General features: G+C 70.2%; 7 protein-coding genes and 1 pseudogene. 2 read left to right on the forward strand and 6 right to left on the reverse strand.

Translation table 11 applies throughout. The features are described 5' to 3' along the window. A partial coding sequence (locus tag RT688_RS23350; RefSeq protein ID WP_313707227.1) for an EAL domain-containing protein occupies positions 1–1,780 on the forward strand: 1,780 nt, incomplete at its 5' end. Positions 1,781–1,975: 195 nt separating this feature from the next. Here RT688_RS23350 and RT688_RS23355 read toward each other — a convergent pair. Then, positions 1,976–4,387, reverse strand: coding sequence for a penicillin acylase family protein (locus tag RT688_RS23355; protein WP_313707228.1), 2,412 nt, complete (start codon positions 4,385–4,387; stop codon positions 1,976–1,978). A 208-nt stretch (positions 4,388–4,595) separates the two neighbouring features. On the opposite strand from RT688_RS23355, the gene RT688_RS23360 reads away from it, so the two are divergent. Further along, positions 4,596–4,877 carry a hypothetical protein gene (locus tag RT688_RS23360; RefSeq protein ID WP_313707229.1) on the forward strand — a complete coding sequence of 94 codons (282 nt, stop codon included), beginning with the start codon at positions 4,596–4,598 and terminating at the stop codon, positions 4,875–4,877. Here RT688_RS23360 and RT688_RS23365 read toward each other — a convergent pair. The 5 genes and pseudogenes from RT688_RS23365 to RT688_RS23385 form a co-directional block, all read right to left on the reverse strand. Continuing rightward, on the reverse strand, positions 4,856–5,731 hold the full coding sequence (locus tag RT688_RS23365) for a polysaccharide deacetylase family protein (protein ID WP_313707230.1): 876 nt from the start codon (positions 5,729–5,731) through the stop codon (positions 4,856–4,858). The two genes, RT688_RS23360 and RT688_RS23365, sit on opposite strands and share 22 nt — an antisense overlap. Beyond that, positions 5,718–6,854 (reverse strand): glycosyltransferase family 1 protein, encoded by a 1,137-nt coding sequence (locus RT688_RS23370; protein ID WP_313707231.1) that lies wholly within the window; start codon positions 6,852–6,854, stop codon positions 5,718–5,720. Before RT688_RS23370 ends, RT688_RS23365 begins: the two co-directional genes overlap by 14 nt. Before the next feature lie 113 nt (positions 6,855–6,967). Then, the gene (gene recR / locus RT688_RS23375; RefSeq protein WP_313707232.1) at positions 6,968–7,558 is read right to left on the reverse strand and encodes a recombination mediator RecR; all 591 of its coding nucleotides are present in this window, start codon (positions 7,556–7,558) and stop codon (positions 6,968–6,970) included. Between the two features lie 21 nt (positions 7,559–7,579). Next, the gene (locus tag RT688_RS23380; RefSeq protein WP_313707233.1) at positions 7,580–7,906 is read right to left on the reverse strand and encodes a YbaB/EbfC family nucleoid-associated protein; all 327 of its coding nucleotides are present in this window, start codon (positions 7,904–7,906) and stop codon (positions 7,580–7,582) included. Positions 7,907–7,951: 45 nt separating this feature from the next. Next, positions 7,952–8,637, reverse strand: a pseudogene (locus RT688_RS23385) (DNA polymerase III subunit gamma/tau); the annotation flags it as partial.

An 8,637-nucleotide genomic window follows, 5' to 3' on the forward strand; every position in this document is an offset into this window, starting at 1 on the left:
GGCGGCGATTCCCGACACCTTCTTCCGCATGGACCGCGACGGCTTCTACCTCGATTACGAGCCGGGGCACGAGCGGCCCGGCCAGGAAAGGACGGTGCCAGAGCGCACCGGAGCGTCCCTGGCGGGCATCGACGCTCCGGCGCGCGCCGCCGGCCGCGAGGACAACGCGCCCTTCTCGAGCGAACGCTGCATCGGCCGCCACATCACCGAAGTGCTGCCGCGGCCGATCGCGGGGCGCATGCTCGACCAGCTCGGCGAGGTGCTGCGCACCCAGGAGATCCGCTCGGTCGAGTACGAACTGATCCGCTTCGGCACGGTCCAGCATTTCGAGGCGCGCCTGGTCGCCACCGGTCCGTCGGAAGTGCTGGGCCTGGTGCGCGACATCAGCGAGCGCAAGCGCACCGAGGAGCAGATCCGGCGCCTGGCCTATTGCGACAGCCTGACCGGCATCCCGAACCGCCAGGCCTTCCTCGAGAACCTGGAACGCGAGCTGCAGCGCTCGAAGATCGGCAACAAGAAGTTCGCCGTCCTGTTCATGGACCTGGACGCCTTCAAGCGCATCAACGACACCCTCGGCCACAACGTCGGCGACCACCTGCTGAAGATCGTCTCGGAGCGCCTGCGCGAAACGATCCGCCCGAGCGACCTGGTCTCGCGCGGCGACGCGGGCACCGACGATGGTGGCCACGACCCGACCACCAACCTGGCGCGCCTGGGCGGCGACGAATTCACGATCCTGATCCCCGACCTGGAGCGGGTCGAGCACGCGCTCAACGTCGCGCACCGCGTCAAGGAGGCGATGCGGCGCCCCTTCCTCATCGACGGCAACGAGATCTTCGTCACCGCCAGCATCGGCATCTCGCTGTTCCCGGAGGACGGCGACGACAGCAGTTCGCTGCTGAAGTACGCCGACACGGCGATGTACCACGCGAAGAACTGCGGCAAGAACAACGCCAAGCTGTACAGCTCCTCGCTGACGATGCAGATCATGAGCCACGTGAAGCTCGAAGTCGGCCTGCGCCGCGCGCTGCAGAACGACGAGCTCTACCTGCTGTACCAGCCGCAGCTGGACGTGCGCACCTCCGAGATCGTCGGTGTCGAGGCGCTGGTGCGCTGGCGCCATCCGGAACGCGGCGTGATCTCGCCGACCGAGTTCATCCCGCTGGCCGAGGAGACCGGCCTGATCGTGCCGATCGGCGAATGGGTGCTGCGCACCGCGTGCAACCAGGCGCGCGCCTGGCAGCGCCACGACCGGCGCGCGCTGCGGATGGCGGTGAACCTCTCGGCCAAGCAGTTCAAGGACGAGAACCTGTCGCAGATCGTGCTCTCGGCGCTCGACGACACCGGGCTCGACCCCAAGCTGCTCGAACTCGAACTGACCGAGGGCACGCTGATGGACGACGCCAAGGCGACCATGGCCACGCTCGAGCGCCTGCGCGGGATCGGCGTCTACCTGTCGATCGACGACTTCGGCACCGGCTACTCGTCGATGAACTACCTGAAGCGCTTCGACGTGCGCGCGCTGAAGATCGACCGCAGTTTCATTTGCGGCCTGCCGCAGGACTCCGAGAACGCGGCGATCACGCGCGCCATCATCGCCATGGCGCACGGGCTCAAAATGGCGGTGGTGGCCGAAGGCGTCGAGACCGACGAACAGCTGGTGCTGCTCGAAGAGTATGGCTGCGACATGGTGCAGGGCTACTTCCTGGGTCACCCGTCGACGGCCGAGGCGATTACCCAGATGCTGGGCAAGCTGCGCCTGGTGTTGCCGGTGCGCTGACATCCGGTCCTGCACGGCGTGCCGCGTAGGGTGGGTGGCTCCACCCGACGGCATGCGTCGACGCTGCATATGCGCCGCCCACGCGGTGATGGTTACCGGCCCCGATGTCGTGCCGGATGATCTTGCCGCCAACGATCACCGCGTGGGCGGCGCAGAAGGCGCGTCGATTCCCTTTTCCAGGTCGAGCCGCCCACCCTACGGTTTGAAAACCAGCGTGTGCGTCGCCGCTCCCGGCAGCAGCGGCGTCGGTGTGCCTTTTACCCACTGCTCGTGCCCACGCAGGAAGAAGGGCGACAGCGGATGGCCGCTCTGGCCGCCCGGCATGTTGTAGAGGCCCTCCTCCTCGCGTCCCGGCGACACCGTCAGGCGCTCGGACTGGCCGAACTTCGGCCCGGCCACGCGCGGCATGTGGGCGTCGCCGGGCAGGCGGTCGCGCGGCGCGCCGAGCCAGGGGCCGAGCGCCGGCACGGCCAGCGCGATCGGATGCGAGATCGCCGCCGTGTTGCGCTGGCCCCAGGTCGCTTTCGCCAGCGGCACACCCTCGCGGTCGAGGTCGGCGATCACGCGGTCGATCGCCGCCAGCTGCAGCGCCCGGTAGTCCTGGTGGCCGGGCGGCAGCCAGCCCGGCGCCTGGGCATCGAGCAGGCGCGCCAGCACCGCCGGCCAGCGCGGATTGGCGCTGCCGACGCTCGCCTTCGGATCGAGCTTCGCCAGTTCCTCGTTGGCGCCGGCGAAGACGATGTCGTGCAGCGCCCACATGAAGTTGCGCGCCAGCCGGTAGCCGATCGAGTCGACGTCGGCGCGGCCGTTCCAGCTCGTTTCCAGCAGGCGCCGGAACTCGGCGCGGCGCGGCTGGCCGCCGGTGGCGGCGGGATCGAGCACGTTCAGCGCCCGCTCGCGCCACAGGGCGATGAAGCGCGCGCGGTCGTCGAGTGCGGCCTGGAAGGCGGCCGGCACGTCGGTGCGCGGCCCGAGCCGGTGCAGGCGGTCGGCCAGCTGGCCGTTGCGCGCGCCGAGATCGAAGCCGCCGTCGCCCAGCAGCGACGAGGCAGGCCCCAGCAGCTGGCGGCTGTTGGCCGTTGACAGCTGGCCGTCACGCGGATTGAGCACGCGCGGATAATCCTGCGGCGCCAGCAAACCGTCCCAGGTCGGAACATCGCTGTCCGGCGCCAGCGGGAAGCTGGTCTCGATGCCGGTATGGGTGCGGCGCGGCAACATGCCGGCGATGGTCCAGCCGATATTCCCGGCGCTATCGCCGCCGACAAAGTTCTGGGCCGGAATGCCGTCGGTATTCGCGATCGCCAGCGCCTGCGCGAGCGTGGCCGCGCCTTCCAGTTTCAGGTGGTTCAGGTTGACCGCCTGCGGATGGTGCGCGACCCAGTGCACGGCGAAGTGCCTGCCGCCCGCTTCGCGCAGCGGTCCGAGCGAGGTTTCGCGCACCGCGAGGCGCTCGGCCGGGGCGCCCTTCACGGCGATGGTTTCGATGTGTTCGCGCACGCGCTCCCAGCCGGCCGCGGTGCGCACTTCGCCAGGGCGCGCCGGGTCGCTGGCGACTTCGACCAGGTCGAGGTAGTCGCCATAGCTGTTGGTGAAGCCCCAGGCCACCTTGCCGTTGCTGCCGGCGATGATGAGCGGCGGCGCGCCCGGCAGCGTCACCCCCACCAGGCGCCGCCGCCCATTCTCGCCGTCCGGGAGCGACATCGCCAGCCGGTACCAGATGTTCGGCAGTTGCAGGCCCAGGTGCATGTCGTCGGCGACGATCGCCGCGCCGGTGGTGCTGCGGCTGCCCGCGATCGCATAATTGTTGCTGCCGACTGAGTCGACGAAATCGGCCGACGACGACTGCGCCAGCGTCGCCGGCTGCGCGGCGGCGCTGCCCCACCACCTGGGTGCGTCGGCCGGAAGCGGCGCCTCGAGCGGCGCGGCGTGCGCGCCGGCGTCGAGCGCCGCGTCCCAGCGCGTCGCCTGCGGCAGCAGGAAGGCCAGCTGGGTGGCGTCGCTGTGCTCGCGCAGCCAGCCGCGCGCCAGTTCGCGCCCCTCCAGGTTGCCCTGCAGGTCGATGTACATCGCCCACACGGCCAGCAGCGAATCCTCGGCGCGCCAGGCGTTCGGCGCCGCGCCTACCAGCAGGTATTCGAAGGGCCGCGCGCGCAGGGCGTTCAGGCCCTCGTTGACGCCGGCAACGTAGCGGTCGACGAAGGCGCGCTCCTCGGGCGTGAAGCTTTCCAGGGCGAGCCGGGCGCGGGCGCGGAAGCGGTGCAGGCGGCGCGCGCGGTCCAGCGGCAGGGCGCGCGGGCCGAACAGCTCGGCCAGCTCGCCGGCGGCGGTGCGGCGCAGCAGGTCCATCTGGAAATAGCGTTCCTGGGCGTGCACGAAACCGGTGGCATAGGCCAGGTCGAGCCGGTTCTCGCCGCGCAGCATCGGCACGCCCATCTCGTCGCGTTCGACCGTGACCTGCGCCCGCAGGCCGGGCGCGCTGCGCTCGCCGTCGAGCTGGGCAAGGCTGCCGCGCAGGAACAGCCAGGCAGCCAGCCCCGCCAGCAGCAAGAGCAGCAGCAGGCCCGCCAGGATGCGTGCAGTCCAGAGCTTCCAGCCGCGCGTACGCATGTGTGTCCCCTTGTTACTTATTATTAAACTCAGGCATCTTGCCAGAAAAGCCATCATTTACAAAGGGAAAAGCTGCGCCCGCCGCATGGCGAAAGCTGGCAGCCCCGGGCGTGCGCGCGCGATTGGGGCGGATCGAGCGACGCGCGGTCGATTGCGCTAAGCTCGAATCGTGACCGGATTCCGGACAACCGCAATCATGGAGTAAATCATGCGTACCCTCATCGTATTGTCGGCGGCGCTCATGCTGGGCGCCTGCGCTACGCCGCAGGAGAAGGCCGCGCGCAAGCAGGCCGAAATGCAGGAAATGATGGTCGTTTATGGCCCCGCCTGCGACCGCCTCGGGTTCGCCCGGGAATCCGACCAGTGGCGCAACTGCATCATCCAGCTGAGCACCCGCGACGAAGTCCAGCGCGCCGCCGACTACGGGCCGTATTACGGCCGTCCCTGGGGCCCGGGCTGGTATGGCGGCTACTGGGGACGCGGCTGGTAGCTGCGCGCACAGGTGTCCTTGGTCACCGCCCGGCGCGTGCGCAGCAAGCGTTCGACCAGGTCCTGGGCATGCGCCAGCAGGCGCGGATGGCGCGCGTCCGGCGGATGCAAACTGAAGCGCACCAGCGGCGCCCGCGCCTGCCAGCGCGCGACGAGCTCGGCCGCGACCGGCGACAGCGCGCGCCCGCTGCGGTTGCGCGCAGCGTACACCAGCGAGGGCGCGAACAGGGTGTCGCCTCCGCGCCCGCGCTTGCCTTCGTCCTGGCCCAGCAGATGGAAGCGGGTAAAGGTCGTCGTGTAGACGAAGGGGAAATCGCGCAAGGCTTCCCAGGCGCCCTGCCCCATCAGCCAGGCCGGCGCCACGAAGCCGCTCACCGGCCAGCCGCGTGCGCGGAACCAGTCCAGCCCCATCGCGATGCGGCGCCGCGCCTCGTCAGCCTCCAGTGCGGCGAACTCCCCTTCGCGCTGGGTGTACACCCCGCGCAGGAAGCGCTCGCGCAGCCCCTGGCCGGCCGCCGCGGTATCGAGATGGGTGTAGCCATGCAGCACCAGTTCGTCGCCGCGCCCCACGGCGGCGTCGAGGCCGGCGCGCAGCGCGGCATCGTCGTCGAGGCGGCCGTGGTAGCGCGGCACCACCAGCCAGCTCAAAGGCAGGTCCGCCACCTCGCGCAGCGCCGCCGCCAGGCGCGCGCAGTCGTCCCAGGTGCTGGGGGCGACGTCGTGGATCGAGACGCACAGCAGCGGCGGCACGGGCGCAGCCGGCTGCGCGCCCTGCGGTGGCTGGGACTGCGGCCGGGACGGCAGGTCGGACGGCGGCAAGGACGGCTGCGCCGCGGCCGGATCAGTCGGTGACACAGATGCGCTCCGTGCCCGGCTCGTCGCGCTCGCGGGTGCCGAGCACGGCCTGGTAGCGCCGCATGACCTGCGGCAGGATCTCGTTCCAGTCATAGTATTCGGCGGCCTTGCGGCGCGCATTGGCGCCGAGCTCGGCAAGCTTGCGCGCGTACACCGCCTCGATCGCGCCGGCCAGGCTGTCGATGCTGTTCGGCGCCGCCAGGATGCCGGTCCGGTCGTCGACCAGTTCGGCCACGCCGCCGCCGCTGGTGGCCACCACCGGCAAGCCGCAGGCCATGGCTTCGAGCACGATCAGGCCGAAGGTCTCGCAGTCGCCCGGATGCACCAGCACGTCGCAGCTGGCCAGCAAACGCGCCAGCTGGCGCTGGTTGCGCTTGAACGGGATGTAGGTGATCTGCGGGTAGCGCGGCAAGTCGGCGCCGCCGCCGATCATCAGGAGGTGATAGGGCCGGCCGAGCTTGCGCACCGCGTCGATCAGCAGGTGCAGTTTCTTCTCGGGCGTGAAGCGCCCGGCATACACCAGGAGGCGCGCATTCGCGGGCAGGCGCAGGTGGGCGCGCAGGGTTTCGACGCGGCGCGCGGGATCGAACACGCTGCTGTCGATGCCCAGCGGCTGGTGGCGCGCGTCGGGCACGCCGATTTCGTGCAGCTGCTCGACCATGGCGCGGCTGGGCGCGAGCACCAGGTCGAACTGGCGGTAGAGGTGGGCCAGGTACTTGCAGGTGGCCTGCTCGGCGGTCTGGCCGAAGCGCGGGCGCACCAGGCGCGGCAGGTCGGAATGGTAGAAGGCGATGGCCGGCACCCCGAGGCGGCGCCGCAGGCGCAGCGCGGCCCAGGCGCTGTGGCCGGCGTCGCCGACCTCGATCAGGTCGGGACGGGCCTGGTGCAGCAGGCGCGCGGGCGCGCGCACCGAGGTCGGCATGCGAAAGCCGTTGATGCCGGGCAGCGCCACGGCCGGCACGCGCACCAGCGCCGGCGCCTCGCCGCCGCTGTCGACGTTGGGACTGAGGATGGTATGCCGAACGCGGCTATGGCGCGCCAGCCAGCGCGCCTTCGCGTTCAGGTAGGTGCTCACGCCATTGCCTTCGGCGGCGTAGAACATCGTGATGTCGACGAGATGCATGTTCGGGGGTCCGCTCAAAGTGTGCCCACGATAGCAGCGGACCTCGAACATCGATTGCGCGCACGCAAACGTGCAGGCCCCGCCTCCGGGCTAGTCGGTTGTTGTGCAGACCATTATGCGGTGCGGCGGTCCAGCATGGCGCGCGCTATCGTGCCGGCGTCGACGTACTCGAGCTCGCCGCCGACAGGCACCCCGCGCGCCAGCCGGCTGACCTTCAGCCCGCGCGCCTTGAGCATCTCGCTGATGTAGTGGGCGGTGGCCTCGCCCTCGTTGGTGAAATTGGTGGCAAGCACCACTTCCTCGACCACGCCATCGGCCGCGCGGCCGACCAGCTTTTCGAGGTGCAAATCCTTGGGACCGATGCCGTCCAGCGGCGACAGGCGTCCCATCAGCACGAAATACAGGCCCTTCCAGGTCAGGGTCTGCTCGATCATCATCTGGTCGGCCGGGGTCTCGACCACGCACAGCAGCGCGCGGTCGCGCGCCTCGTCGGCGCACATCTCGCACACCTCGGTGTCGGCGAAGGTATTGCACATCGTGCAGTGGTGGACCGTGTCGACGGCCTGGTAGAGCGCGCGCGAGAGCATGGCGGCGCCCTCGCGGTCGTGCTGGAGCAGGTGGAAGGCCATGCGCTGGGCCGATTTCGGCCCGACGCCGGGCAGGCGGCGCAGCGCCTCGGTCAGGAAGTCGAGCGACTTGGACATGTCGGGCGCGGCGCTCCTGGCTTAGAACGGCATCTTGAAGCCGGGCGGCAGCGGCATGCCGGCGGTCAGGCCGCTCATCTTCTCGGCGGCGGTGGCTTCGGCCTTGCGCACGGCGTCGTTGAAGGCGGCGGCGACCAGGTCTTCCAGCATGTCCTTGTCGTCGGCCAGCAGCGACGGATCGATCTGGACGCGCTTGACGTCGTTCTTGCAGGTCATGGTGACCTTCACCATGCCGGCGCCGGACTGGCCTTCGACTTCGATGAGGGCCAGCTGCTCTTGCGCCTTCTTCATGTTGTCCTGCATGGCTTGCGCCTGTTTCATCAAGCCTGCGAGCTGGTTTTTCATCATGATGTGATTCTCCAATAAGTCGGATGGTGAGAAAGGGTGTGCGGTTCAGGCGGCCGGCGGCTTGACCGAGCCGGGCACCACGAAGGCGTTGAAGGTGCGCTCCATGTCTTGCACGAAAGCATCGCCGGCAACGAGGGCCTCGGCCTGGCGCTGGCGCTCCTCGCGCGCGGCCTTCGCCTCGGCGCTGGCGGTGTACCAGGTCGGACCGAGTTCGGTCTCCAGATTGACGCGCACGGCGGGAAAACGTTCCTGCAAGGCGGCCTGCAGCTTTTCGCTGTTGCCGCTGGCACGCAGGGTGTCGACGGGCACGCGCAGGCGGAAGGTCGCCGCACCGGCGTCGGCATGGCAAGCGACCAGTTCGGTCTGGAAGGCCAGCTGCTGGGACACGCCGCGCAGCGGCAGCGAAGCGGCCAGGGCCGGCCAGTTGCCGTCCCAGTCGATCGCCGGCACCGGCGTGATGACGTAGGCGTGCGGCGGCGCGGCCGGGGCGCGCACCGCCGGCGCCGGCGCGACCACGGCGGGCGCTTCGGCGGCAACCGCCGTGTCGTCGGAAAATTCGGTGACCCAGGATGGCGGCTCGACATCGCCCGGCGCGTCCTCGTACTGGGCGCGCGCCTGCGGCTGCGGACGCTCTTGCGCCTGGGCTTGCGCCTGCGGACGGTCCCAGGGCGGCGCCGCGGCGCCGGCACGGGCCTGCGGCGGCGACGTGCCGGCCGCGGGCGCAGCGGGGG

It is taken from the genome of Massilia sp., assembly GCF_032106685.1.
Taxonomy (GTDB): domain Bacteria; phylum Pseudomonadota; class Gammaproteobacteria; order Burkholderiales; family Burkholderiaceae_D; genus Telluria.

Coding starts and splice junctions, on each gene's coding strand:
- recR (WP_313707232.1), bottom strand. CDS start 7,558: ATGTCCAAGTCGCTCGACTTCCTGACCGAGGCGCTGCGCCGCCTGCCC.
- RT688_RS23355 (WP_313707228.1), bottom strand. CDS start 4,387: ATGCGTACGCGCGGCTGGAAGCTCTGGACTGCACGCATCCTGGCGGGC.
- RT688_RS23360 (WP_313707229.1), top strand. CDS start 4,596: ATGCGTACCCTCATCGTATTGTCGGCGGCGCTCATGCTGGGCGCCTGC.
- RT688_RS23380 (WP_313707233.1), bottom strand. CDS start 7,906: ATGATGAAAAACCAGCTCGCAGGCTTGATGAAACAGGCGCAAGCCATG.
- RT688_RS23370 (WP_313707231.1), bottom strand. CDS start 6,854: ATGCATCTCGTCGACATCACGATGTTCTACGCCGCCGAAGGCAATGGC.